Annotated in this window: 21 protein-coding genes; 9 read left to right on the top strand and 12 right to left on the bottom strand. The window is 73.9% G+C overall.

Going from position 1 to position 23,352, the window contains the following annotated elements; genetic code table 11:
• The first annotated feature begins 168 nt into the window (after positions 1–168).
• From L332_RS24960 to L332_RS24950, 3 genes are read left to right on the top strand one after another with little or no spacing between them, the layout of a single operon-like run.
• The gene (locus tag L332_RS24960; protein WP_021011039.1) at positions 169–1,089 is read left to right on the top strand and encodes an Lrp/AsnC family transcriptional regulator; all 921 of its coding nucleotides are present in this window, start codon (positions 169–171) and stop codon (positions 1,087–1,089) included.
• A 37-nt stretch (positions 1,090–1,126) separates the two neighbouring features.
• Entirely contained in the window at positions 1,127–3,181 is a 2,055-nt protein-coding gene (locus L332_RS24955) for a prolyl oligopeptidase family serine peptidase (protein WP_021011038.1), read from the top strand.
• Positions 3,178–3,678, top strand: a complete 501-nt coding sequence (locus L332_RS24950) for a tetratricopeptide repeat protein (protein ID WP_021011037.1) — start codon at positions 3,178–3,180, stop codon at positions 3,676–3,678. The genes L332_RS24955 and L332_RS24950 overlap by 4 nt, the downstream gene beginning before the upstream one ends.
• A 35-nt stretch (positions 3,679–3,713) precedes the next feature.
• Here L332_RS24950 and L332_RS24945 read toward each other — a convergent pair whose 3' ends face one another.
• The 4 genes from L332_RS24945 to L332_RS24930 all read right to left on the bottom strand — a co-directional run bounded on the left by L332_RS24945 (position 3,714) and on the right by L332_RS24930 (position 7,029).
• Complete coding sequence (locus L332_RS24945; protein WP_021011036.1) at positions 3,714–4,373, bottom strand: methionine ABC transporter permease; 660 nt, start codon at positions 4,371–4,373, stop codon at positions 3,714–3,716.
• Positions 4,370–5,401 carry a methionine ABC transporter ATP-binding protein gene (locus L332_RS24940; RefSeq protein WP_021011035.1) on the bottom strand — a complete coding sequence of 344 codons (1,032 nt, stop codon included), beginning with the start codon at positions 5,399–5,401 and terminating at the stop codon, positions 4,370–4,372. Before L332_RS24940 ends, L332_RS24945 begins: the two co-directional genes overlap by 4 nt.
• A gap of 73 nt (positions 5,402–5,474) precedes the next feature.
• A complete protein-coding gene (locus L332_RS24935) occupies positions 5,475–6,383 on the bottom strand; it encodes a MetQ/NlpA family ABC transporter substrate-binding protein (protein ID WP_021011034.1) in 909 nt (302 codons plus the stop codon).
• Between the two features lie 82 nt (positions 6,384–6,465).
• Positions 6,466–7,029 (bottom strand): prepilin peptidase, encoded by a 564-nt coding sequence (locus L332_RS24930; protein ID WP_021011033.1) that lies wholly within the window; start codon positions 7,027–7,029, stop codon positions 6,466–6,468.
• A 177-nt stretch (positions 7,030–7,206) separates the two neighbouring features.
• Here L332_RS24930 and L332_RS24925 point away from each other — a divergent pair, with 177 nt between their 5' ends.
• Genes L332_RS24925 through L332_RS24910 form a run of 4 tightly spaced genes read left to right on the top strand, consistent with a single transcriptional unit; the run spans position 7,207 to position 10,111 of the window.
• Positions 7,207–8,016 (top strand): DUF4397 domain-containing protein, encoded by an 810-nt coding sequence (locus L332_RS24925; RefSeq protein WP_021011032.1) that lies wholly within the window; start codon positions 7,207–7,209, stop codon positions 8,014–8,016.
• Between the two features lies 1 nt (position 8,017).
• Complete coding sequence (locus L332_RS24920) at positions 8,018–8,770, top strand: class F sortase (RefSeq protein WP_021011031.1); 753 nt, start codon at positions 8,018–8,020, stop codon at positions 8,768–8,770.
• 29 nt (positions 8,771–8,799) lie between these two features.
• Entirely contained in the window at positions 8,800–9,369 is a 570-nt protein-coding gene (locus L332_RS24915) for an RNA polymerase sigma factor (RefSeq protein ID WP_021065062.1), read from the top strand.
• Entirely contained in the window at positions 9,353–10,111 is a 759-nt protein-coding gene (locus L332_RS24910) for an anti-sigma factor (protein WP_021011029.1), read from the top strand. Before L332_RS24915 ends, L332_RS24910 begins: the two co-directional genes overlap by 17 nt.
• 6 nt (positions 10,112–10,117) lie before the next feature.
• Here L332_RS24910 and L332_RS24905 read toward each other — a convergent pair whose 3' ends face one another.
• The 3 genes from L332_RS24905 to uppS all read right to left on the bottom strand — a co-directional run bounded on the left by L332_RS24905 (position 10,118) and on the right by uppS (position 13,645).
• Positions 10,118–11,167, bottom strand: coding sequence for a winged helix DNA-binding domain-containing protein (locus tag L332_RS24905; RefSeq protein ID WP_021011028.1), 1,050 nt, complete (start codon positions 11,165–11,167; stop codon positions 10,118–10,120).
• A gap of 174 nt (positions 11,168–11,341) precedes the next feature.
• Positions 11,342–12,676 (bottom strand): PhoH family protein, encoded by a 1,335-nt coding sequence (locus L332_RS24900; RefSeq protein WP_021011027.1) that lies wholly within the window; start codon positions 12,674–12,676, stop codon positions 11,342–11,344.
• A 192-nt stretch (positions 12,677–12,868) separates the two neighbouring features.
• Positions 12,869–13,645, bottom strand: a complete 777-nt coding sequence (uppS, locus tag L332_RS24895; protein ID WP_031223950.1) for a polyprenyl diphosphate synthase — start codon at positions 13,643–13,645, stop codon at positions 12,869–12,871.
• 68 nt (positions 13,646–13,713) lie between these two features.
• Here uppS and trhA point away from each other — a divergent pair, with 68 nt between their 5' ends.
• Together trhA and L332_RS30375 are read left to right on the top strand one after the other, a co-directional pair.
• Positions 13,714–14,475: a PAQR family membrane homeostasis protein TrhA gene (trhA, locus tag L332_RS24890; RefSeq protein WP_021011025.1), complete on the top strand. Its 762-nt coding sequence runs from the start codon at positions 13,714–13,716 to the stop codon at positions 14,473–14,475.
• Positions 14,476–14,496: 21 nt separating this feature from the next.
• The gene (locus L332_RS30375) at positions 14,497–15,558 is read left to right on the top strand and encodes a trypsin-like serine peptidase (RefSeq protein ID WP_021065061.1); all 1,062 of its coding nucleotides are present in this window, start codon (positions 14,497–14,499) and stop codon (positions 15,556–15,558) included.
• Positions 15,559–15,564: 6 nt separating this feature from the next.
• Here L332_RS30375 and secA read toward each other — a convergent pair whose 3' ends face one another.
• From secA to mtrB, 5 genes are all read right to left on the bottom strand, one after another.
• The gene (gene secA, locus L332_RS24880) at positions 15,565–18,366 is read right to left on the bottom strand and encodes a preprotein translocase subunit SecA (protein WP_021011023.1); all 2,802 of its coding nucleotides are present in this window, start codon (positions 18,364–18,366) and stop codon (positions 15,565–15,567) included.
• Between the two features lie 113 nt (positions 18,367–18,479).
• Positions 18,480–19,163 carry a ribosome hibernation-promoting factor, HPF/YfiA family gene (hpf, locus tag L332_RS24875; protein WP_021011022.1) on the bottom strand — a complete coding sequence of 228 codons (684 nt, stop codon included), beginning with the start codon at positions 19,161–19,163 and terminating at the stop codon, positions 18,480–18,482.
• Between the two features lie 60 nt (positions 19,164–19,223).
• Positions 19,224–19,958, bottom strand: coding sequence for a ComF family protein (locus L332_RS24870; RefSeq protein WP_021065060.1), 735 nt, complete (start codon positions 19,956–19,958; stop codon positions 19,224–19,226).
• A 63-nt stretch (positions 19,959–20,021) separates the two neighbouring features.
• Complete coding sequence (locus L332_RS24865) at positions 20,022–21,668, bottom strand: LpqB family beta-propeller domain-containing protein (RefSeq protein ID WP_021011020.1); 1,647 nt, start codon at positions 21,666–21,668, stop codon at positions 20,022–20,024.
• Positions 21,665–23,350: an MtrAB system histidine kinase MtrB gene (mtrB, locus tag L332_RS24860; protein WP_021011019.1), complete on the bottom strand. Its 1,686-nt coding sequence runs from the start codon at positions 23,348–23,350 to the stop codon at positions 21,665–21,667. Before mtrB ends, L332_RS24865 begins: the two co-directional genes overlap by 4 nt.
• Positions 23,351–23,352: the final 2 nt, after the last annotated feature.

Genomic DNA, 23,352 nt, shown 5'->3' with positions numbered 1-23,352 from the left:
CACGGCCGCGACCCCAGATCTGCGGCGGGACCGGGGCGTCGACCGACGATGTGCGTGCCGGTCGACGGCATCGGGCCGAGGATGCGTCACGTACGATGGCCGGCACCGGCGATCTGCGTCGCCCGCGCCGCAGATGCGCGGACTTCGCCACACCGACGAGGAGCGAGCATGGCCACGGAGCCCGGCAGGGACGGCAGCCGAATCGATGCGGCGCTCGCGCGCGCGCTGCAGGCAGACGGTCGCGCGAGCATCAGCGAGCTCGCCGCGACGGTCGGCGCGAGCCGCGACCTCGTCTCGCAGCGGCTCCAGCGCCTGCACCGCGACGGGCTGCGCGTCGTCGCGGCGCTCGATCCCGGCGTCGTCGGGCACCACGTGCTCGTGCACACGATGCTCGCGGTCGACGGGCCCGTGCGGCCGGTCGCGCAGCTCGTGGCCGAGCTGCCGGACGCCGTCTTCGTCTCGATGACGAGCGGCGCGCTCCCGCTCGTCGTCGAGTCGCGCCACGGGAGCGTGACCGAGCTGCACGAGGCGCTCGACGTCATGCGCAGCCTGCCGAGCGTGCGGCGCGTGCGCGTGTCGACCTACGCGGAGGTGCTCAAGGGGTTCTTCGTCTCGAAGCGCCGCGACGAGGTCGTGCTCGACGCGCTCGACCGGGCGCTCATCGCGCACCTGCAGCAGGACGGGCGCGCGAGCTACCGCGCGCTCGCCGACGCGGTGCACCTCTCCCCCTCCTCGGCGCGGGCGCGCGTGCACCGGCTCATCGACGCGGGCGTGCTGCGCATCTCGGCGATCCAGGCGGGCGGCCCCTCCCCCAACCGGCTCGCGATCGGCCTCGGCATCACCGCGGTCGGCGACACCGCCCCGATCCGCGACTACTTGCTCGAGTCGGCGGCGATCGACTTCGCGGCCCGTTCGCACGGCGTCTTCGACTTCATCGCGACCGTCGCCGGCCCCGCCTCCGGTCCGCTGCTCGACGTCATCGAGGAGCTGCGCAGCATCGAGCAGGTCAGCGCCCTCGAGTCGTGGACGCACTACGACGTCATCAAGGAGGACTACGCCCGCACGCTCGGCCGCATCCTCGCGCGCTGACGCGGGCACAGGCCCGACCGAGTCGTAGGGTGGCCGGATGCGCTACCCCGAGGTGAGAAGAGACGGCACGGTCGAGACGGTCCACGGGGAGGCGATCCCCGACCCGTACCGCTGGCTCGAGGACGGCGACGCCGCCGAGACGCGCGCGTTCATCGAGGCGCAGAACGCGTTCGCCGAGCCGATCCTCGCGGCGCTCCCGGCCCGGGAGGCGTTCCGCGAGCGGGTCGCGGCGCTGCTGACGGCGCCGACGCGCGGCTGCCCGTGGGAGCGCGGCGGCCGCGTCTTCGCGTGGCACGGCGGCGAGCAGAACCAGCCGGTGCTCGTGGTCGCCGACGCCGTCGACGAGCTCGAGCGGGGCCGGGTGCTGCTCGACCCGAACGCGCTCTCGGCCGACGGCACCGTCGCCGTCAACGTCGCGAGCGTCTCGCCCGACGGCGCGCTGCTCGCCTACGGCGTCTCCGACGGCGGCTCCGACTGGCGCACCATCCGGGTGCGCGACGTCGCGACGGGCGACGACCTCGCCGACGAGATCCCGTGGACGAAGTGGAACCCGCCCGTGTGGCTGCCGGGCGGCCGCGCCTTCAGCTACTGGGCCTACGACGCCCCGACGGGCGACGCGCTCACCGACGAGATGGGCGCGGGCCGGCTCATGCGCCACGAGATCGGCGCCGACCCCTCGACCGACGCCGTGCTCTTCGCCCGGCCCGACGAGCCGCGGCTCTTCGCGCGCCACTGGCCGCGCGACGACGAGTGGTTCGTGCTCTCGACCGACACGGGCTCGTCGAGCGGCAACGACCTCGCGGTGCGCCGCCACGGCGACGAGGCGGCCGCGCTCCGCCAGCTCGTCGAGGGGCACGAGCACGAGTGGAGCGCGATCGGCATCCACGGCGGCCGCCTCTTCGCTGTGACCGACGAGTCGGCGCCGCGCTACCGGCTCGCCGCCTTCGACCTCGAGACGGGCGAGCAGTCGACGATCGTGCCGGAGCACGAGGAGGACGTGCTCCTCGACGCGAGCCTGACCGAGCGGGGCCTCGTGCTCGAGTACTCGCACGACGCGAGCCACCGCATGCAGCTCGCGAGCCTTGAGGGCGAGCTCGGCGACGCCGTGCCGCTCGGCGACGGCGTCTCGATCACCGGCTCCGAGGCGTCGAGCGGCACCGGCACCGTCTTCGCGTCCACGTCGAGCTTCGTCGACCGCGGCACGCGCCACGTGATCGTGGTCGACGGCGCCCGGCTCGTCGAGCACCGCGCGCTCCTCGCGCCCGGACCGGCCGCACCGCGCGCGGCGACCCACCGCATCCGCACCGCCTCGAGCGACGGGCAGCAGGTGCCGGCGTTCCTCGTGCGGCCCGCAGGCGACGCGGGCGACGCGCCCCGCCCCACCCTCATCTGGGGCTACGGCGGCTTCAACATCCCGATGAACCCCGCCTTCCGCGCCGTGCTCGCGGCGTGGGTCGAGGCGGGCGGCGTGCTCGTCGTGCCCAACCTGCGCGGCGGCGGCGAGTTCGGCTCCGAGTGGCACAAGGGCGGCACGAAGGAGCGCAAGCAGCAGGTCTTCGACGACCTCTTCGCGATCGCCGAGCACCTCATCGCGACGGGCGTGACGACGCGCGAGCAGCTCGCGCTGCACGGCCGCTCGAACGGCGGCCTGCTCGCGGGCGCCGCGCTCACGCAGCGGCCCGAGCTGTGGGCCGCGGTCCTGCCGGGCGTCGGCGTGCTCGACATGCTGCGCTACCACCGCTTCACGATCGGCTGGGCGTGGGCGAGCGACTACGGCGACCCCGACGACGCCGAGGCGCACGCGTACCTGCGCGCCTACTCGCCGCTCCACAACGTGCGCGACGGCGTCGCCTACCCGCCGACGCTCATCACGACGGGCGACCACGACGACCGCGTCGTGCCCGCGCACTCGTTCAAGTTCGCCGCCGAGCTGCAGCGCGCGCAAGCGGCGACGGGGGCGGATGCGCCGGTGCTGCTCTCGGTCGACACGCGCGCCGGGCACGGCATGGGCAAGCCGAAGGACGCGGCGGCGCTCGAGTTCGCCGACCAGCTCGCGTTCGCGGCGCACCACACCGGGCTGGACGTGCGATGACGGATGCGTCGGCCGCGACCTGGGAGGACGAGGTCGCGGCGCTGTGGGACGACGAGTCGCTCGACGACGAGGCGCGCATCGCACCGATGTCGGCGCTGGCCGAGCGCGCGCCGGTCGTGGCGATCGGGCTCTTCGAGCTCGCGGGCGCGCACGACGCGGCGGGCCTCGAGGCGGACGCCGACGTGCTGTACCGCGCGGCGACCGATGCCGGCCTCGCGGAGGCCGATCCCGCGCGGGCCGCGCAGCTCGTGATCCAGCACGCGTCGACGCTCCGCAACCTCGGGCACGTCGACGAGGCGATCGCGATGCTCGAGGCGGCGCCCGAGCATCCCTCGACGGGAGCGGCGCGCGACGCGTTCCTCGCGCTCGCGCTCCACGGCGCCGGCCGGCACGACGAGGCGCTCCGGGTCGCGCTCGAAGCGCTCGCGCCGACGCTGCCGATCTACCGCCGGTCGGTGCTCGCCTACGCAGCCGACCTCACGCATCCGCCCGTCTGACGCGCGCGCCGCCCGCTGCTGAGGCAGGGCTGCTCTCAGCGCCGCATGATGCGGCGCGCGAGCCAGTTGCCGAGCGCCTGGATGAGCTGCACCACGACGACGATCACGAGCAGCGCCGACCACGTCACGAGCGGGTCGAACTGGCGGTAGCCGTAGGTGATCGCCCAGTTGCCGAGCCCGTCCCCGCCGACGAGGCCCGCGACGGCCGACATGTCGACGATCGCGATGACCGCGAAGGTGTAGCCGAGCACGAGCGGCCCGAGCGCCTCCGGGAGGATGACGGTGCGGATGATGCGCCACGGGCTCGCACCGGTCGAGCGCGCCGCCTCGATGACGCCCGTCGGGATCGAGACGAGGTTCTGCTCGACGATGCGGGCGATGCCGAAGGTCGCCGCGAGCGCGATCGCGAAGATCGCGTACTCGGTGCCGATGCCCTTGCCGACGACGAGCCGTCCGATCGGCTGCATCGCCGCGAGGAAGATGATGAACGGGATGGGTCGGAAGGTGTTGACGAGCACGCCCAGCACCCACCAGATCACGGGCTGCTGCAGGATGCCGCCGCGGCGGGTGACGTAGAGGCCCGTGCCGATGACGAGGCCGCCGAAGCCGCCGAAGACGAGCGAGACCGCCACGATCCACAGCATGATCGCGGTCTGCTCGAGCAGGGTCGGGAGGATGCCCGCGAGCTCGCTCATCGCTGCTCCTCCACCCGCACGCCGGCGCCCACCCGCTGCAGCGCCCACGCGATGGCGTCGGCGTCGCCGCGCACGGCGATCGTCAGCAGCCCGTAGACCCGGCCCTGGATGTCGTCGACGCCGCCGTGCACGAGGTTGAAGTCGATCCCCGCCTTCGCGAGCGCCGAGAAGACGCGCGCCTCGGAGGCGCCCTCGTCGGTGAACGAGATCGTGAAGAGGCGGCCCTCGTGCTTCGCGCGCAGCTGCTCGAGCTCGTCGCCCTGCGGGAGCGCCCGCACGACGGTCTGCACGAAGCGCTTCGCGACGGGCGTCGAGGGACGGGTGAAGACGTCGTAGGTCGTGCCGACCTCGACGACCCTGCCCGCCTCCATGACGGCGACGCGATCGGCGATCCGGGTGATGACCTCCATCTCGTGCGTGATGACGACGATCGTCACGCCGAGCTCGCGGTTGACGCGCGCGAGCAGGTCGAGCACCTCCACGGTCGTCTCGGGGTCGAGCGCGCTCGTGGCCTCGTCGGCGAGCAGCACCTGCGGGTTGGTCGCGAGTGCGCGGGCGATGCCGACGCGCTGCTGCTGCCCGCCCGAGAGCTGCTCGGGGTAGGCGTCGGCGCGGCCGGCGAGGCCCACGAACTCGAGCAGCTCCGCGACGCGGCGCTTCCGCTCCGCCCGCTCGACGCCGACGACCTCGAGCGGGTAGGCGACGTTGCCCGCGACCGTGCGGGACGTGAGCAGGTTGAAGCGCTGGAAGATCATGCCGATGCCGGTCTGCTGCTCGCGGAGGCGCCGCCCCCGCAGCTCGGTGATCGGCACGTCGCCGATCGTGATCCGGCCGCTCGAGACGGGCTCGAGCTGGTTGATGAGCCGCACGAGCGTCGACTTGCCGGCGCCCGAGTAGCCGATGATGCCGAAGACCTCGCCCCGGTCGATCGAGAGCGACACGTCGTCGACCGCGACGATCTCCTCGCCGCCCCGCTTCGCGGGCGGGAACCGCTTCGACACCCGGTCGAGCACGATGTGCTGCGCCATGCCGCCTCCTCTCGCTCTGCCTGCCGGACCGCGCGGACGGGCGGGGGACGCATCCCCCGCCCGTCCGGATCGGTCAGTTCGCCTCGAGCTCCGCCTGCACGGCCTCGAGCGCCGCCTGCAGGTCGGCCTTCGGCGTGACGGTGAAGATGCCGGAGCCGCCCGAGGCCTCGAGCGCACCCGCCTGGACCTCCTCGTTCGTCTGGTAGATCTCGACCAGGCGGTTCAGCACCTCGTCGTCGGCGTTCTCGGCGGTCGTCGCGAAGATGTTGATGTAGGGCGCCGCGGCCGGGTCGTTCGGGTCGTCCTGCGCGATCGCGTCCTCGGGGCTCAGGCCCGCGTCGGTGATGAAGTCGTTGTTGATGATCGCCGCGGCGACATCGGGCAGCGACGTCGCGGTGAGCGCGGCGTCGACGGCGCGCACGGTGACGCGCGACTCCCCCTCGATGACGTCCTCGACGGTCGAGTAGGGGCTGCCGCCGCCCTCGAGCGCGATGAGGCCGGCCGACTGCAGCACGAGCAGGCCACGCGCCTGGTTCGTGTCGTCGTTCGGCACGATGACCTCGGCGCCGTCGGGGATCTCGTCGGGCGACTGGTGCTTGTCGGAGTAGAGCCCGATCGGGTAGATCGCGGTCGAGCCGATCGGCTGCAGGTCGTCGCCCGCCTGCACGTTGTAGTTCGCGAGGTAGATGATGTGCTGGAACTGGTTGATGTCGAGCTCGCCCTCGCTCACGGCGGGGTTCGGCTGGTTGTAGTCGGTGAAGTCGACGATCTCGAGCTCGATGCCCTCGGCCTCGACGGCCTCCTCGTAGGCGGCCCAGTACGGCTCGGCGGCGCCGACCACGCCGAGCTGCACGGGGTTGTCGGCCGAGCCGAGGGCTGCGGAGGCGTCGCCGGCTCCGGCGCTCGCGCTGCAGCCGACGAGGGCGGCGGCGAGGCCGAGCGAACCGGCGATGGCGAGCGGGCGGATGCGTCGGGTGGACATGGGCGGACTCCTTCGTGGGGTGGGACTGTCTCCATGGTAGGAATCAGACAGCACCGGCCGCCAGCGGCGCCGTCACGGATCGTCACACTGCCGACGACGCGACGGCGAGCGCGCCCACGAGCGCGTGCCCCGCGAGCAGCGAGGGCCCGAAGGCGAGCGAGCGGCGCCCCGCCGCGAGCGCGACGAGGCCCGCGAGCCCGCCCACCACGACGGCGGCGGCGAGTCCGGCGAGGGGCGCGATCCAGCCGAGGGTCGAGGTCGCGAGCGCGAGCGCCGCGCCGAGCTTGACGTCGCCCATCCCCATCCCGCCCGCGACCGCCATCACGAGCAGCACGCCCGCGCTCGCGAGCGCCGCGACCGGCGCGAGGTCGCCGGTCGCGAGGCGCGCGGCGGCGCCGACCGCGCCGACGAGCAGGAGCGGGAGCGTGACCGCGTTGGGCAGCCGGTGCTCGGCGACGTCGACGCGCCACAGGAGCGGCGCCGCGAGCGCGGCCGCGAAGAGCGGCACGACCGCGGCGGCGTCGAGGCCCGCGTCGATGAGCGACCACGCGGTCGCGAGCGCGAGGGGCACACCGAGCGCATCGACCGGCCGCAGCCGCAGCGGCGGCGCCAGGGTCGGCGTCGGTGCGGTCGCTGCGGTCGTCACGCGGTCACGGTAGCCGCGGCGGAGCGCAGCGCGCGGCCGCTCTCCACAACCACCACGGCGGCGCGACACGCCCGGGATGTTCGATTTCGAACTACCTGCAACCGATCCGGGGCCCTCCGCCGATATGGGGGCAGAGAGGGCGCACCGAGTGCCCGACCAGACATCAAGGAGAACACCATGAAGCGCAAGCTCGCGATCGGCGCCGGCGCCGCTCTCGCTCTCGCCACGCTCGGCGGCGCCCCCGCGTTCGCCGCCGAGGGCGACTCGACCGTGTCTGTCCTGCACGGCGTGCCCGGCCTCACGGTCGACGTCTTCATCAACGGCGACGAGGCCATCAGCGACTTCGCGCCGGGCACGCTCACCGACCCGATGATGCTGCCCGCCGGCAGCTACGACATCCAGGTCTTCGCCGACGGCGGCACGCCCGACACGGCCGAGCCCGCGATCGAGGCGATGGGCGTCGAGGTGCCCGCGAACGCCAACCTGACGCTCTACGCGCACCTGACCGAGGCCGGCGAGCCCGCGCTCGCGGCCTTCGCGAACAGCACCGAGCCCGTCGCCGCCGGCGAGGCCCGCCTCACCGTCCGCCACCTCGCCGCGGCTCCCGCGGTCGACATCCGCGCGAACGAGACGGTCGTCGCCCCCGGACTCACGAACCCGAACGAGGCCTCGCTCGTCACGACGGCCGGCACGGTGTCGGCGGATGTCGTGCTCGCGGGCACGACCGACGTCGCGATCGGCCCGGCCGAGCTCGAGCTCGCCGAGGGCGTCCACACGATCGTGACCGCGTGGGGCTCGGCCGCTGACGGCAACCTCGCGCTCGCGGTGCAGACCGTCGAGGCGCACAGCGCCCCGAGCGGCGTCCCCTCGGGCAACGGCGGCGCGGCGTCGCCGTCGGCCCTCGCGCTCCTGCTCGCCCTCGCCGGCGCGCTCGGGCTCACCACCATCGCGGTGCGGCAGCAGCAGCTCGCGAAGCAGCGCGGCTGACATGCGCACCACCGACGGGCTCCCTCCGCGCACCGCGCGGCGGGAGCCCGCTCGGCGCGCGTGGCGGCCGGCAGCCGTGCTCGCCGCGATCGCGGCAGCCGCGGCCACCGCGATCGGCGTGTGGCTCCTGCTGCCCGACTCGCTCGAGCCGGACTCGCCGACGGCGTCGATGACGCCGATGGCCGAGCCGACCCCCACGAGCGCGCCGAGCGCATCCGCCCTGCCCGACGCGGCCGCGACGGCCGCGCCCGTGCCGAGCGCGGTCGGCACCCGCGACGCGTCGATCGGCGCCGCGACGACCGCGGTCGACGCTCCGACGCGCGTGCAGGTGCCCTCCGTCGGCATCGACCTCGAGGTCATCCCGGTCGGGGTGCGCGAAGACGGCCAGATGGACGTGCCGGAGCTCGTGCGCGAGGTCGGCTGGTACCGCTTCGGCCCCGCGCCGGGCGCCGACCGCGGCTCGGCCGTGCTCTCGGCCCACGTCGACAGCGACCGCGGCCGAGCGCCGATGGCAGAGCTGCTCAGCGCCCGCGCGGGCGAGAGCGTCGAGGTCGCGACCACCTCGGGCGCCGACCTGCGGTTCCGCATCGTCGCCGTCGAGCGGTTCTCGAAGGACGACCTGCCGCTCGACGCGATCTTCGCGCGCGACGGCGACCCGCTCGTGCGGCTCATCACGTGTGGCGGCGAGTGGGATGCCGCGGCCGGGGCCTACGAGGACAACATCGTCGTCACGGCAGTGCCCGATGCGCCGTGACCGAGCCGGAGGGGTGATACGTTCTGGCGGTGTCGAGCGAGGAGACGGTGGAGGCCGAGCGCCTCTCGCGAGCCTTCGCCCACGATCCCTCCCCCGAAGCGCTGCGCCAGGCGTACGAGCGCTGGGGCGGCATGGTCTTCGCGATCGCGTGCCGCGCGATGGCGCCGCACGACGCCGAGGACGTCGTGCAGCAGACCTTCGTCTCGGTGTGGCGCTCGCGCGAGTCGTACGACCCGGATGCGGGACCCCTCGGGGCGTGGATCGTCGCGATCGCGCGCCGCAGGATCGCCGACCACTGGCGCTCCCGCTCGGCGAGCGAGCTCGCCGTCGATCCGGAGACGCTGCACGGCGCGCTCGAGGCCGGTGAGGGGGATCCGGTGTCGGACGCGGTCGAGAACGCCCTGACGGTGCAGGAGGAGCTCGAGCGGCTCGGTGAGCCCGCCCGCACGATCGTGCGGCTCGCCGTCGTCGAGGACCGCTCCACCGCTTGGATCGCCGAGCGCCTCGCCATGCCGGCCGGCACCGTGAAGAGCCACTTGTCGCGAGGACTGCGACGACTGCGAGACCGATGGGAGGAGTCGCATGCAGCATCTGCCTGAGGAGTCGCTCGTCGCGCTCGCCCTCGGAGAGGCCGTCGAGGGCGGCGAGCACGCCGCGGAGTGCGCGACCTGCAGCGCCGAGATCGCGGCGTTCCGCACCGCGGCGCAGCGCGTCCGCGCCGCCGACGTCGTGCCCGTCGCGCCGCCCGCCGGCGTGTGGGACCGCATCGCGGCGGAGCTCGACGTGCCGAGCGCGACGGGCGCCGCGCCGACGAGCGCGAGCGACGCATCCGCCGCCTCGCTCGAGGCACCCGCATCGACCGGCGCTCCCGTGACCTCGATCGACGTCGCGCGCCGTCGGCGGCGCAGGTTCGGCGTCGGCGCACTCGTCGCGGCATCGCTCGCCTCCGCGGCCGTCGCGGCGAGCATCGCCGTGCTCGTCGTGACGCAGCTCGGCAGCGACCCCCGGTCGACGAACGTCGCCCAGGCGACGCTCGACCCGCTCGCGACGACCGTCGGGGCGGCTCGCGCCGAGGTCGTCGAGCGCGACGGGCAGCGGCTGCTCGTCGTCGACGTCGACGAGCTGCCCGAGGTCGAGGGCTACCTCGACGTGTGGCTGCTCGACCCGGACGCGCAGCAGATGGTGAGCCTCGGCGTCATGGACGCCTCGACGACGCAGCTCGCGCTGCCGGGCGGCCTCGACCTCGACGCGTTCCCGATCGTCGACGTCTCGGTCGAGCCCTTCGACGGCGACCCGACGCACTCGGGCGACAGCCTCTGGCGGGGAGCGCTCGAGAGCTGAGCCGCGTCAGCGGTGCGGCCAGCGCTCCAGCGCCCGCTCGATCGCCGCGCGCGTGCGATCCGGCACCGGCTCGACGAGCTCGAGCAGCGGCTCTGCCGCGCGGCCTCGCGCGACGGGGATGCGCCACGTGCCGACCGCGACGCCGTCGACGAGCACGAGCGGCCGGAAGACGCCGTTGCCGCCCGGCACCGCGGCGCGCAGCACCGCTTCGCTCACGTCGCGCGAGCGCCCCTCGTACCCGAGGAGCCACTCGTCGAACGCGGGCACGAGCGTGACGCCGACGCGGCCGCCCGGCTCGGCGCCGGCCTCGACGAGCAGCTCCTCCTCGCCGAGCCGCGCGCGCTCGAGCCGGCTCGCCCGCTCGAGCGCGGCGCGCACGGGGCGCTTCGCGGCGCCGAGCCACCACGCGGCGTCGTCGGCTCGCACGGGTCCGCGGGCGATCGCGAAGCGCTCGAGCGCGGCGCCGAGCGCCGCCTCGGGGTCGGCGATCTCGGGCGGCGCTCCCCCGACGAGCAGCTGCTCGTCGCCCTCGAACGGCCCGAAGCGCACGAGGCCGTCGTAGGCGCAGAGCGCGAGCAGGTGGTAGCCGTCGCCGCCCGCCGTGCCGATGCCGGCCGCCTCCCACGCCTCGAGCATCGAGCGGCGGCGGGTGGGGCCGGCCGCGAGCTGCTCGACGAGCACCTCGGCGGCGCGCTCGGCCGTCGCCTCGTCGATGCCGCGCTGCTCGCACATGCGCCGCTCCTGCCGTCGCATCCGCTCGGCCGTCGCGGCGTGCAGCGCGGCGAGGTCGTCGGGCGCCGCGACGAAGAGCGTGCCGCGCATCGCCCACGAGCGCACGAGCAGCCCCGCGTCGAACGCGGCCCGCACGTCGGCGAGCGTCGTGCCGGGCGCCGAGCGGATCGCGATCGCGCGCAGCACGCCCGCGAGGTCCTGCCCCTGCATCGCGACGAAGCGGCGGACGACGTCCGCGGGCGCGAGCGTCGACCCGAGCAGCCGCTGCGAGGCCAGGCGGAGCCGCCGCGCCTGCGTCGGCGTCTCCGAGCGGGGCCCGACCATGCGCCCACGGTAGCCCCGCCCGCCCACGCGCGCCGACGCATCCGCTCGCCGACGCATCCGCCGACCGCGCGGGCGGGCAGAGTCCTCGCGCGCGGGACCCCTGCCACCGAACGGGAGCCGGTGCACCGGGTCCCGCGTGGCGGAAGGGGTCCCGCAGGCGACGGCTCGAGCGCCTCAGCCCTCGAGCAGGCTCGTGACGAGCGCCGCGATCCTCGAGCGCTCCGAGCGCTGCAGCGTGATGTGGCCGAAGAGGTCCTGCCCCTTGAGCGTCTCGATGACGCTCGCGATGCCGTCGTGACGGCCGACGCGCAGGTTGTCGCGCTGCGCGACGTCGTGGGTGAGCACGACGCGCGAGTTCTGCCCGATGCGGCTGAGCACCGTGAGCAGCACGTTGCGCTCGAGCGACTGCGCCTCGTCGACGATCACGAACGCGTCGTGCAGCGAGCGGCCGCGGATGTGCGTGAGCGGCAGCACCTCGAGCATCCCCCGGTCGGCCACCTCGTCGAGCACGTTGTCGCTCACGAGCGCGCCGAGCGTGTCGTAGATCGCCTGGCCCCAGGGGTTCATCTTCTCGTCCTTGTCGCCGGGCAGGTAGCCGAGCTCCTGGCCGCCGACCGCGTAGAGCGGGCGGAAGACGATGACCTTCTTGTGCAGCCGCCGCTCGAGCACCGCCTCGAGGCCCGCCGCGAGCGCGAGCGCCGACTTGCCCGTGCCGGCGGAGCCGCCCAGCGAGACGATGCCGACCTCCTCGTCGAGCAGCAGGTCGATCGCGAGCCGCTGCTCGGCCGAGCGGCCGTGCACGCCGAACACGTCGCGGTCGCCGCGCACGAGCGTCACGACGCCCGGGCGCTTGACGCGGCCGAGCGCCGAGCCGCGCTCGGACGAGATGACGAGGCACGTGTTGGCCGGCATGTCGGCGACGGCCGCCGTCTCGAGCCGCTCGTGCTCGTAGAGCCGGTTGATCTCCTCCCCCGAGAGCGCGAGCTGCTCGATGCCGGTCCAGCCCGAGTCGACCGCCTGCTCGGCGAGGTACTCCTCCGCCGAGAGGCCGATCGATGCGGCCTTCACGCGCATCGGCAGGTCCTTCGAGACGACGCACACGTCGAGCCCGTCGGCCGCGAGGTTCGAGGCGACCGCGAGGATGCGCGAGTCGTTGTCGCCGAGCTGCAGCCCGCTCGGCAGGATCTGCTGGTTGGAGTGGTTGAGCTCGACCCGCAGGCTGCCGCCGCCCTCGGTCGGCACCGGGAAGTCGAGCCGGTGGTGCTCGACGCGCAGGTCGTCGAGGTTGCGGAGCGCCTTGCGCGCGAAGTAGCCGATCTCGGGGTCGTGCCGCTTCTTCTCGAGCTCGGCGATGACGACCACCGGGATCACGACCGAGTGCTCGGCGAAGCGGTGGATGGCCCCCGGGTCGGAGAGCAGCACGCTCGTGTCGAGCACGTAGGTGCGCTGGCGCGTGTCGGTCTCGGCGATCTCGACGGCGCTTCCGGAGGTGGTGGTGCGTGCAGGCACGTGGCGCTCCCTTCCGACCGAGGTCGGATCTCACGCGGCCGTCGCCTCCCGAGGTGCTCGCTGGCGCGAAGGCCGCTCGCTCGCCGGGCGAAGGTGCCCGACACGGCTGAATGTACGCGCGCTCCCGATGCGCCGTGTCGGAAGACACACCGCCGTCACCGAGAGTTCACCTCGAGCGGAGGTTGAGGGTTCTCAGCGCCCGTAGCGCCGCTCGCGCAGCCCGTAGGAGCGGATCGCCCGCAGGAAGTCGACCTCGCGCAGGTCGGGCCCGAGCGCCTCGACGAAGTAGAGCTCGCTGTGCGCGCTCTGCCACAGCATGAAGTCGCTCAGCCGCTGCTCGCCCGAGGTGCGGATGACGAGGTCGAGATCGGGCTGGCCCGCGGTCGAGAGGTGGTCGGCGATGAGCTCGGGGCTCAACCGCTCGGCGATCTCGGCCGGGCTCGCGCCGTCGGCCGTCTCGAGGATGCGCTTGACCGCCTCGACGAGCTCGTGCCGGCCGCCGTAGCCGACCGCGAGGTTGACGACGATGCCCGGCTCCCCCTCGGTGCGCTCCGCCGCCGCGGTGAGGGCGGCGCACAGCGGCTCGGGGAGCCCGCGCGGGTCGCCCACGTGGCGGATGCGTCGGCCCGGCGTGTGCGAGAGGCCGTCGGCGAGCTCGGCGATGATCTCGCACAGCTCGCCGAGCTCCTCGCTCGCGCGGCCGGTGAGGTTGTCGCGGGAGAGCAGGTAGAGCGTGACGACCTCGACGCCGATCTGCGCGCACCACTCGACGAACTCGTGCAGCTTCGCGGCGCCCGCGCGGTGCCCGTGGCCGACGCTCGCGAGCTTCTGCTCGCGAGCCCAGCGCCGGTTGCCGTCGATGATCATCGCGAGGTGGCGCGGCACGGGGCTGCCCTGGAGGTCGCGCCGCAGCCGCCGCTCGTAGTAGCGGTACACGAGTCGTGACCCCGGGGCGCTGCGCAGTCGCACGCGTCGAATCTACCGGGGGACACGACCGGATGTCCGCAGCGGCACTGCGTACGCCGTACGCTGTAGGCATGCCCGTGACCTCCGATCCCGAAGCTGACGGCCTGCGGCGCGAGCCGGATCCCGCTCCCGGCGACGACGTGCCCCACCTGCCGCTCATCGAGGCGGCCGGCGACGCGATCGCCGAGGCCGAGGTCGAGGCGAAGCCCTCGTGGCGCGGCTGGATCCACGCGGTGACCGCGCCGCTCGCGCTCGTCGCCGGCATCGTGCTCGTGCTCGTCGCCGACGGCGCGACCGCGCAGCTCTCGACGGCCGTCTACGCGCTCTCGAGCCTGCTGATGTTCGGCGTCTCGGCCGTCTACCACCGCTTCACGTGGCGGGAGCGCACGCGCGTGCTGCTCAAGCGCTTCGACCACGCCAACATCTTCCTGCTCATCGCCGGCAGCTACACGCCCATCTCGCTGCTGACGCTCCCCTCGCCCACCGACTGGATCCTCCTCACCGTCATCTGGGGCGGCGCCCTGCTCGGCATCGCGTTCCGCGTCTTCTGGATCGGGGCGCCGCGCTGGCTCTACGTGCCGATCTACCTCGCGCTCGGCTGGGCGGCCGTCGCCTTCCTGCCGCAGATCTGGGCGGCGAACCCGACGACGGCGCTGCTCGTCATCGCGGGCGGCCTCGCCTACACGGTGGGCGCGATCGTCTACGGGATGAAGCGGCCGAACCCCGTGCCGGGGCACTTCGGCTTCCACGAGATCTTCCACGCGTGCACCTTCATCGCCTTCGTGTGCCACTTCACCGCGATCGTGATCGTCGCGGTCGCGCCGCCCGCCTGACGCGCCGCTAGCGTGGTGCGAGTGCGCCTCCCCCGACTCGCGACCGCCGCCCTCGTGGCGGCCGCCGCCCTCACCCTGGGCGGCTGCCTGCTGCCCTCCCCACCCGAGCGGCCCGTCGAGCGCACCGCTCCGCGCGCCCCGACGACGCCGAGCGGCGCAGCGGCACCGGAGGTCGTGCCCGTCGAGCCCGACGCGCCCGTCACGAGCGGCGACACGACCGCGAGCGACACGGGCGAGCTCTACGCGGGCGAGGCCGGCGAGACGAGCGACGGGTTCCTCCCCGACGCCGCGGTCGACGTCGTGCTGCCGCCGACGGCCGGCACCCCCGTCGTGCGGCCCGGCATCGCGCTCCCCGTGCACGAGGACGGCGACGAGCTGCTGCCCGGCACGGCGCACGAGGGCAGCGGCAACCTGCTGCTGACGACGAGCGGCCGGCTCGAGCTCTCGGCGGGCGGCGCGGAGTACACGTGCAGTGGCACCGTCATCAACAGCGAGTCGGGCCTCATCGTGCTCACCGCCGCGCACTGCATCTTCGACGACGACACGCGCGACTGGTACGACCGCATCTCGTTCGCGCCCGCCTACGAGCGCGGCGAGGCGCCCTTCGGCACCTGGGTCGCCGAGGAGTGGTGGGTGCCTGAGCAGTACCTCGAGGCGAACGACCGCTGGCTCGACGGCGCCGACGACGACGGCTGGATGGGCTTCGACTTCGGCTTCATCCGCTTCGCGCCGCAGGACGGCGCGACCCTCGAGGATGCGGTGGGCGGCCAGGGCGTGAGCTTCACGGCCGAGACGAACGGCGTCGTGATCGCCGGCTACCCGGGCAACGACCCGTTCGACAGCGAGGTGCTGCGGCACTGCGCCGAGGACCGGCTCGACTACGGCGCGGGCGGCGACGCGAACTACGGCGCGGACTGCGAGATGGGCGACGGCGCCTCAGGCTCGGCGTTCGTCTCGAACCTCGACCCGACGACCGGCGCCGGCCACATCACCGCGGTCTTCTCCAACGGCGGCGCGACCGGCGCCTACGGTCCGCCGCTCGGCGTCACCGCCTGGAACGGGCTGCGGTCGATCGACGGCTGACGCGCGTCAGTCGTTCGCGTCGTCCTGCGACTGCCCGAAGGCGCCGACCTTCTTCGGCGCGGCCTTCGCCTGCTTGTCGGCCGCGCGCCGCTGCTGGCGGTTGCCGCCCTGCGCCTGCGCCTTCGCCGCGACCGCCGGGTTGCCGCTCTTGGCGCGCCCCTTCGCGGTCGCCGCGGTGAGCTCCTTGCCGCGCGAGTCGTGCACCGACGCCTCGCCGTCCTCGTCGGGTGCCGAGTAGGTGAGCTTCGCCGCGTCGTCCTCGACCTCCTCGAGACCGCCGCCCTCGATCGCGGGCGCCTCAGGGCTCGCGCCCTGGTGCACCTTGACCTCGAGGTTGAACAGGAACTGCACCGACTCCTCGCGGATCGCCGACATCATCTGCTGGTAGAGCGCGAAGCCCTCGTTCTGGTACTCGACGACCGGGTCGCGCTGCGCCATCGTGCGCAGGCCGATGCCCTCGCGCAGGTAGTCCATCTCGTAGAGGTGGTCGCGCCACTTGCGGTCGATGACCGAGAGCACGACGCGGCGCTCGAGCAGGCGCATCGCGGGCGAGCCGAGCGACTCCTCGCGGCGCTCGTAGGCGAGCTTCGCGTCGGAGACGAGCTGCTCGTAGAGGAAGTCGGCCGTGAGGCGCGGCTGCGCCTCGGCGACGACCTCGTCGATCGTGATGCTCACGGGGTAGATCGTCCTCGCCTCGGTCCAGAGCGCCTCGAGGTTCCACTCGTCGCTGTCGCCGCCGACCGCGTGCGCGTCGACGAGCTCGCGGATCGTGCCCTCGAGGAAGCCCTGCACGCGGCCCTGGAGGTCGTCGCCGTCGAGGATGTGGCGGCGGTCGGAGTAGATCGCCTCGCGCTGGCGGTTCATGACGTCGTCGTACTTGAGGACGTTCTTGCGCATCTCGGCGTTGCGCGCCTCGATCTGCGCCTGCGCGGACCGGATGGTGCGGGAGAAGATCTTCGACTCGAGCGGGATCTCGTCCTCGTCGGCGTCGACGGCCATGAACCGCTGCGCGACGGCGCCGCCGAACAGGCGCAGCAGGTCGTCCTGCATCGAGAGGTAGAAGCGGCTCTCGCCCGGGTCGCCCTGACGGCCGGAGCGGCCGCGGAGCTGGTTGTCGATGCGGCGCGACTCGTGCCGCTCGGTGCCGAGCACGTAGAGGCCGCCGGCCTCGACGACCTGCTTGGCCTCCGCCTCGACGGCGGCCTTCACCTCGGCGAAGACCTCGTCCCAGCGCTCCTCGTACTCCTCGGGGGTCTCGGCCGGGCTCAGGCCGAGCTCCTGCATGCGCGTGACGGCGAGGTGCTCGGCGTTGCCGCCGAGCATGATGTCGGTGCCTCGACCGGCCATGTTCGTCGCGACCGTGACGGCGCCGAGGCGGCCGGCCTGCGCGACGATCGATGCCTCGCGCGCGTGGTTCTTGGCGTTGAGCACCTCGTGCGCGACGCCCGCCTTCGCGAGCAGCCCCGAGAGGTACTCGCTCTTCTCGACGCTCGTGGTGCCGACGAGCACGGGCTGGCCGGCCTCGTGGCGCTCGACGATGTCCTCGACGACGTGCTTGAACTTGCCCTCGACGGTCGAGTAGACGAGGTCGGGCTGGTCGATGCGCTGCACCGGCTTGTTCGTCGGGATGGGGACGACGCCGAGCTTGTAGGTCGACATGAACTCGGCGGCCTCGGTCTCGGCGGTGCCGGTCATGCCCGAGAGCTTCTTGTAGAGGCGGAAGTAGTTCTGCAGGGTGACCGTCGCGACCGTCTGGTTCTCGGCCTTGATCTGCACCCCCTCCTTCGCCTCGATCGCCTGGTGGATGCCCTCGTTGAAGCGGCGGCCCTGCATGATGCGGCCGGTGTGCTCGTCGACGATGAGCACCTCGCCGTTCATGACGACGTAGTCGGAGTCGCGCTTGAAGAGCGCCTTCGCCTTGAGCGCGGTGTTGAGGAACGAGATGAGCGGCGTGTTCGCCGACTCGTAGAGGCTGTCGATGCCGAGCAGGTCCTCGACCCGCTCGATGCCGGGCTCGAGCACGCCGACGGTGCGCTTCTTCTCGTCGACCTCGTAGTCGACGTCGGGGCGCAGGCGCTTGGCGATGCGCGCGAACTCCGCGAACCAGCGGTTCGCCTCGCCCGCGGCGGGGCCTGAGATGATGAGCGGCGTGCGGGCCTCGTCGATGAGGATCGAGTCGACCTCGTCGACGATCGCGAAGCCGTGGCCCCGCTGCACCATGGCCTCCTTCGAGTGGGCCATGTTGTCGCGCAGGTAGTCGAAGCCGAACTCGTTGTTCGTGCCGTAGGTGACGTCGGCGGCGTACTGCTCGCGCCGCACCTCGGGCGACTGGCCCGCGATGATGCAGCCGGTCGTCATGCCGAGCGCGCGGAAGACGCGCCCCATGAGCTCCGACTGGTAGCTCGCGAGGTAGTCGTTGACCGTGACGATGTGCACGCCCTCGCCGGTGATGGCGTTGAGGTAGGCGGCGATCGGCGCGACGAGGGTCTTGCCCTCACCGGTCTTCATCTCGGCGATGTTGCCGAGGTGGAGCGCGGCGGCGCCCATGATCTGCACGTCGTAGGGACGCATCCCGAGCGTGCGCTTCGCGGCCTCGCGCACCGCGGCGAAGGCCTCGGGCAGCATCGTCTCGAGCGCCTCGCCGTCGGCGTAGCGCTGGCGGAACTCGGCGGTCTCCTGCGCCAGCTCCTCGTCGGTGAGCTCCTCGAAGGCATCCTCGAGCTTCGCGACGTCGGCGGCGATGCGCTCGAGGCGCCGCAGCAGCCGGCCTTCGCCGGCGCGCAGCATTTTCTCGAAGAAGTTGGCCACGAGGGATGCCTCCCGTGCGTTGGGGGAAAGGGACGGTCCTTGACCGACTGCCCATCGTAGCAACCGGCGCCCTGCGGCGCCCCTGCGATGCTCAGCGGCGCCGCGGGGTCGCGTCAGGATGCGGCCGCGGGAGCGCTCTCCTCGCTGGCCTCGGGCTCGGCGATGGATGCGTCGAGCGAGATGACGCCGTAGGACCAGCCCTTGCGGCGGTAGACGACGGCGCACTCGTCGGTGGCCTCGTCGACGAAGAGGTAGAAGGGGTGCCCGACGAGCTCCATCTGGTCGACGGCGTCGCTCACGCTCATCTTCTTGGCCGGGAACCGCTTCTTGCGGATCACGACCGGCGACCACTCCTGCTCCTGCTCGGGCTGCTGCTCGACGACCGGGATGGCGCCGGTCGCGACCGCCTCGACGATCTCGGGGTCGGCGGGCGTGATCGCGACCTGCTCGAAGCCGGTCACGACCGCCTCGCGCAGCGGCGTGCGGCGTCGGGCGCTGTGATCGTGCCGCTTGTCGTGCACGCGGCGGGCGCGCTCCATGATGCGGTGGAACGCGGCGTCGAAGGCGATGTACTTGTCGGGGCCGTCGGATTCGGCGCGGATGATCGAGCCCGGTCCGTGCACCGTGATCTCGACCCGGCCGCCGGCGGCCGCATGCGGGTCGGCGTGGCGCGAGAGCCGGACGTCGAGGGCGGTGGCTCGCGGCAGGAGCTGCGTGACCTTGCCGAGCTTCTCCTCCGCGTAGGCCCGGAACCTGTCGGTGATGTTCGCGCCCCTCGCGCCGAATGTGATCTCCATCGTTGCCTCCCATCAGGTACGGCGTCGGCGCCAGCGGCTGCGGGCCGACTTGCGTGGCGATCACCATACCCCGCTCGTCCGAGCGTGGGCCGGGCGCGCCGGGAGGCGTCGCGGCGTGCGCGCGACGGCCACGATCGCGACCGGCTCGCAGCCCGCGGCGCGCAGCGCCCGGACTCCTTCGCGCACCGTCGCGCCGCTCGTGACGACGTCGTCGACGAGCACGGCGGCGGTGCCGGCGAGCCGCGCGGTGTGGCGCCGGCCGAGCTCGAGCGAGCCGTGCGCCGCGAGCGCGCGCTCGTCGGCGGAGCGCTCCTTCTGCGTGCCGGGCGGGGCGCGAGAGGCGACGCGGCGGAGGGGCACGGCCCGCATGCCCGCGCCGCGGAGCACGAGCTCGACGGGATCGAAGCCGCGCCGCCGCAGCCCTTCGCGGCTCGACGGCACGCGCACGAGCTGCCCCGCCGGGGCCGCGGCGATCGCGAGGGCGAGCCCGGCGCCGAGCGCGCGGGCCGTCGCCCGGTCGCCGCGCTCCTTGCACGCGCCGACGAGCGCCCGCACCGCTCCCTCGTAGCGCGCGGCGGCGACGAGCGGCACGCCGTCGAGGAGCTCGCGCTCGGCGCCGGCGAGCAGCAGTCCGGCGCACGCCGGGCAGACGGCGATGTCGGGGGCGCCGCAGCCGGCGCACTCCACCGGCCACAGCACGCTCGCCGCCTCGCGGAGCGCCGCGCGCAGAGCGGTGCCGAGCCCCTCGACGGGTGCCGCGACCGGTGCCGCGTGGCGTGCCGAGCGCATCCGCATGCCCGCACGGTCGCACGCGGGCGCGCCGGTCCGCTCAGGCCGTCGGCGCCGCTGTGGAGGACGTCACTGCTGCGTCGCGACGAGCGCGACGGGGCCGAGGCCCGGCACGGGGCTCCAGACGCTGCCGCGCAGCGCGAGCAGCGAGCCGTCGACGCCGAGCGCGCGGAGCGTCGACGCCCCCTCGCTCCCGCCGACGACCGCCCGCACGGGCTCGCCCGGCGCGGGCAGCTGCTCGGAGGCGCCGCCGACCTCGAGCAGCACGATCTGCGACTGGTCGCCGGCAGCGGCGAGCACCGCGACCTGCGTCGCGCTCGCCCACGTGACGTCGCTCGCGGCGCCGTCGACGCGCGGGAGCGCGTACGGCTCCCCGAGCGCGACGGGGCGGCCCGCGGCGTCGCGGATGACCGCGGCGACCCAGACCTGGCTCACGCTCCCGTCGACGGTCGTCATCGCGAGCCGCGCGCCGTCGCGCGAGAGCTCGATCGCCGCGATGCGATCGGCGCCCGGGGGCAGCTGCAGCTCTGCGCGCTCGCCCGCGCGCCACGCGAGCAGCCGCTGCGGCGCCGCGGCCTCCTGCACGATCACCCAGCCGCTGTCGTCGGTCGTCGCGGGCAGCGCGGCGTCGGCCGAGACCGCGACGGTGTCGGCGCCGGGCGCGAGCCAGAGCGCGGTCGTGCCGGTCGTCGCGACGCCGCCCGCGGCGCCCACGGTGTAGTCGGTCGCGCCGATCGACGCGAGGGTCGGGCCGACGTCGTCGATGCTCGACGCGCCGCCGCCGATCGGCCGCAGCGTCGAGCCGTCGAGCACGAGCGGTCGCTGGTCGACGTCGCCGTCGTCGAGCGGCGCCGCGTCGGCGCTCGAGGCGGCGAGCCCGTCGAGTCCGTCGATCTCGACGCGCACCTCCCGCACCCCGAGCGACCGCAGCGAGAGCGCGAGCTGCGCGGCGAGCTGCTGGAGGCTCGCGCTGCCGCGCTGCTCCACCTGGGCGAAGTCGAGCGTCACGGTCGCGACGGAGCCCTCGACCACGGGCTCCCCGACGCGCCGCGCCTCGGGCGCGCCCGCGGTCGTGACCGCCGGCGAGATCCACGTCGACGGGCCCTCGAGCAGCGCGTCGACCATGCGGCCCGCGAGCGTCGAGGCGGTGCGCTCGAACCAGCGCACCTCCGGCACCGCGCGAGCGCCGTCGGGCGTGACCCACGCGAGCGCGTGCGAGCGGAAGAGCTGGGCGAAGTGGAAGGCGGAGAGCACGATGCCGTCGGGCGCCTGCGCGATCCTCCACTCCCCCGCGACCCGCAGCATCCGGAACTCGAGCATCCGGTCGCTGCCGACGAGCTCGAGCGCGCCGCCCTCGTCGAGCTCCGACACCGCCGTCACGACCGCCGTCGCGGCGGTCTCGCCGCCGAGCGAGATCTCGGGCTGCCCCGAGCGCACGATGACGCCCGCCTGGGGGCGCCAGCGCTCGGCCTCGCCCGAGACGAGGTACTCGCGGGCGATCGCGAAGTCGTCGTCGGGGGTGATCGCGGCCGCGAGGAAGCCGCGCACGATCTCCTCCTGCGTCGCCCCGACGCGCGGCGACTCGGCGATGAAGACGAGGTCGCTCGCCTGCTCGGCGTCGTCGACGCGGCCGGCGGTCACCGGGCCGGAGTCGGGGATCGCGACGCAGCCGGTGAGCACGAGCAGCGCGGCGAGGGCGGCGAGGGCGCGCTTCATCGCTCCACCTCCTCGGTGGTCGTGCGGGTCGCGGGGTCGACGAGCGCGATGGGCGCGCTCGCCGTGTCGTCGGCCGCTTGCGCGGGCGGCGCCTCGCTCGGCGGCTCCTCGGCGGGCGGCAGGTCGATGGGCGAGACGACGGCGCGCGCGCCGGCGCGCGGGAGCGTGAGCCGGAACGCGGTGCCCTCCCCCGGCCGCGACCACACGTCGATCCAGCCGCCGTGCAGGGCCGCGTCGTCGCGGCTGATCGAGAGGCCGAGGCCCGTGCCGCCCGTGCGTCGCTGGCGCGACGGATCGGCCCGCCAGAAGCGGTCGAACACGCGCGACGCCTGCTCCTCGGTCATGCCGACGCCGTGGTCGCGCACCGCGATGGCGGCCGCGTCGCTCGACGAGTCGACGGTGACGACGATCGGGCGCCCCTCGCCGTGGTCGATCGCGTTGCCGAGCAGGTTCTGCAGGATCCGGCGGATGCGGCGTGGATCGACCTCCGCCTCGAAGTGCCCGCCGGGCGCGACGAGCCGCAGCTCGCTGCCGTGCTCGGCGGCGAGCGGCTCGAGCGCCGCGATCTCGCCCTCCGCGAGACGCACGAGGTTCGTCGGCTCGATCTCGAGCTGCGCGGCGCCCGCGTCGAAGCGGCTGAGCTCGAGCAGGTCGGCGAGCAGCCGCTCGAAGCGCTCGATCTGCGTGTGCAGCAGCTCGACCGTGCGGCCGGCGACGGGATCGAACGCCTCCCGCCGGTCGTGCAGCACGTCGCCCGCGAGCTTGATCGTCGTGAGCGGCGTGCGCAGCTCGTGCGAGACGTCGCTCACGAAGCGCTGCTGCACGGTCGAGAGGGTCGCGAGCTCGTTGATCTGCACCTCGATCGAGTCAGCCATGTCGTTGAACGAGCGCCCGAGCGTCGCGACCTCGTCGTCGCCCCGCACGGGGATGCGCACGTCGAGCTCGCCGGCAGCGATGCGCGCGGCCGAGTCGGCCGCCTGCTGCACCGGCCCGACGACCATGCGGGCGACGAACCACGTGATGAGGCCGATGAGCGCGATGAGCGCGAGGCCGCCGAGCACCATCGTGAGCTGCATGAAGCCGAGCGTCGCCTGCGTCGACTGCAGGCTCGTCTGCAGGTAGAGCTCGTAGCGGCCCGCGAGCGGCACGTCGACGGTCGTGCCGACCATGATCGCGGGCTCCGAGCCGCCGCCCTGCTCGAGCCGCACCGACTGGTAGTACGGCGCGGTGTCGGATGCGTCGGCGACGGCCGTGCGGAGCTCGGTCGAGAGCAGGTCGGTGTCGAAGGCCTGCGACTGCACGTCGTTCATCTGCAGGAGCGTCTCGCCCTGCCGGTCGGTGCGGAGCATCGCGTACTCGGTCGACGTGCGGCTCGCGATGAGCCCCGTGACGGCGTCGAGCGCCCGGTCCTGGAGCGCATCCACCTCACCGCTCGTGAGCGTGGCCGTGACCGCCTCGTCGAAGATCTGCTGCATCTCGCCCGAGGCGCGCACGGCCTCGACGAGCGCCTCGTCGCGGCGCGTCTCGAAGAGGTTCTGCCCGACCGAGAGCGACATGTAGCCGAAGACGCCGACGAGCGCGAGCGTCGAGAGCGCCATGCTCGCCGCGACGACGCGCCACTGCAGCGAGCGCCGCAGCGAGCGCGTCACCCCCTCCCAGATCGGGCGGCGTCGCGCGGCCATGG

The organism is Agrococcus pavilionensis RW1 (assembly GCF_000400485.1).
GTDB classification, from domain to species: domain Bacteria; phylum Actinomycetota; class Actinomycetes; order Actinomycetales; family Microbacteriaceae; genus Agrococcus; species Agrococcus pavilionensis.
This window is presented reverse-complemented; position numbering and strand designations above follow the sequence as displayed.

What these genes read in the sequence shown, in the direction of transcription:
- L332_RS24910 (WP_021011029.1), top strand. Translation starts at nt 9,353, where the DNA reads ATGCAGCATCTGCCTGAGGAGTCGCTCGTCGCGCTCGCCCTCGGAGAG.
- L332_RS24940 (WP_021011035.1), bottom strand. Translation starts at nt 5,401, where the DNA reads ATGGCGCAGCACATCGTGCTCGACCGGGTGTCGAAGCGGTTCCCGCCC.
- L332_RS24960 (WP_021011039.1), top strand. Translation starts at nt 169, where the DNA reads ATGGCCACGGAGCCCGGCAGGGACGGCAGCCGAATCGATGCGGCGCTC.
- L332_RS24870 (WP_021065060.1), bottom strand. Translation starts at nt 19,958, where the DNA reads ATGCGGATGCGCTCGGCACGCCACGCGGCACCGGTCGCGGCACCCGTC.
- L332_RS24955 (WP_021011038.1), top strand. Translation starts at nt 1,127, where the DNA reads ATGCGCTACCCCGAGGTGAGAAGAGACGGCACGGTCGAGACGGTCCAC.
- L332_RS24950 (WP_021011037.1), top strand. Translation starts at nt 3,178, where the DNA reads ATGACGGATGCGTCGGCCGCGACCTGGGAGGACGAGGTCGCGGCGCTG.
- hpf (WP_021011022.1), bottom strand. Translation starts at nt 19,163, where the DNA reads ATGGAGATCACATTCGGCGCGAGGGGCGCGAACATCACCGACAGGTTC.
- L332_RS24945 (WP_021011036.1), bottom strand. Translation starts at nt 4,373, where the DNA reads ATGAGCGAGCTCGCGGGCATCCTCCCGACCCTGCTCGAGCAGACCGCG.
- L332_RS24905 (WP_021011028.1), bottom strand. Translation starts at nt 11,167, where the DNA reads ATGGTCGGGCCCCGCTCGGAGACGCCGACGCAGGCGCGGCGGCTCCGC.
- mtrB (WP_021011019.1), bottom strand. Translation starts at nt 23,350, where the DNA reads ATGGCCGCGCGACGCCGCCCGATCTGGGAGGGGGTGACGCGCTCGCTG.
- trhA (WP_021011025.1), top strand. Translation starts at nt 13,714, where the DNA reads ATGCCCGTGACCTCCGATCCCGAAGCTGACGGCCTGCGGCGCGAGCCG.
- L332_RS24920 (WP_021011031.1), top strand. Translation starts at nt 8,018, where the DNA reads ATGCGCACCACCGACGGGCTCCCTCCGCGCACCGCGCGGCGGGAGCCC.
- L332_RS24865 (WP_021011020.1), bottom strand. Translation starts at nt 21,668, where the DNA reads ATGAAGCGCGCCCTCGCCGCCCTCGCCGCGCTGCTCGTGCTCACCGGC.
- L332_RS24925 (WP_021011032.1), top strand. Translation starts at nt 7,207, where the DNA reads ATGAAGCGCAAGCTCGCGATCGGCGCCGGCGCCGCTCTCGCTCTCGCC.
- L332_RS24935 (WP_021011034.1), bottom strand. Translation starts at nt 6,383, where the DNA reads ATGTCCACCCGACGCATCCGCCCGCTCGCCATCGCCGGTTCGCTCGGC.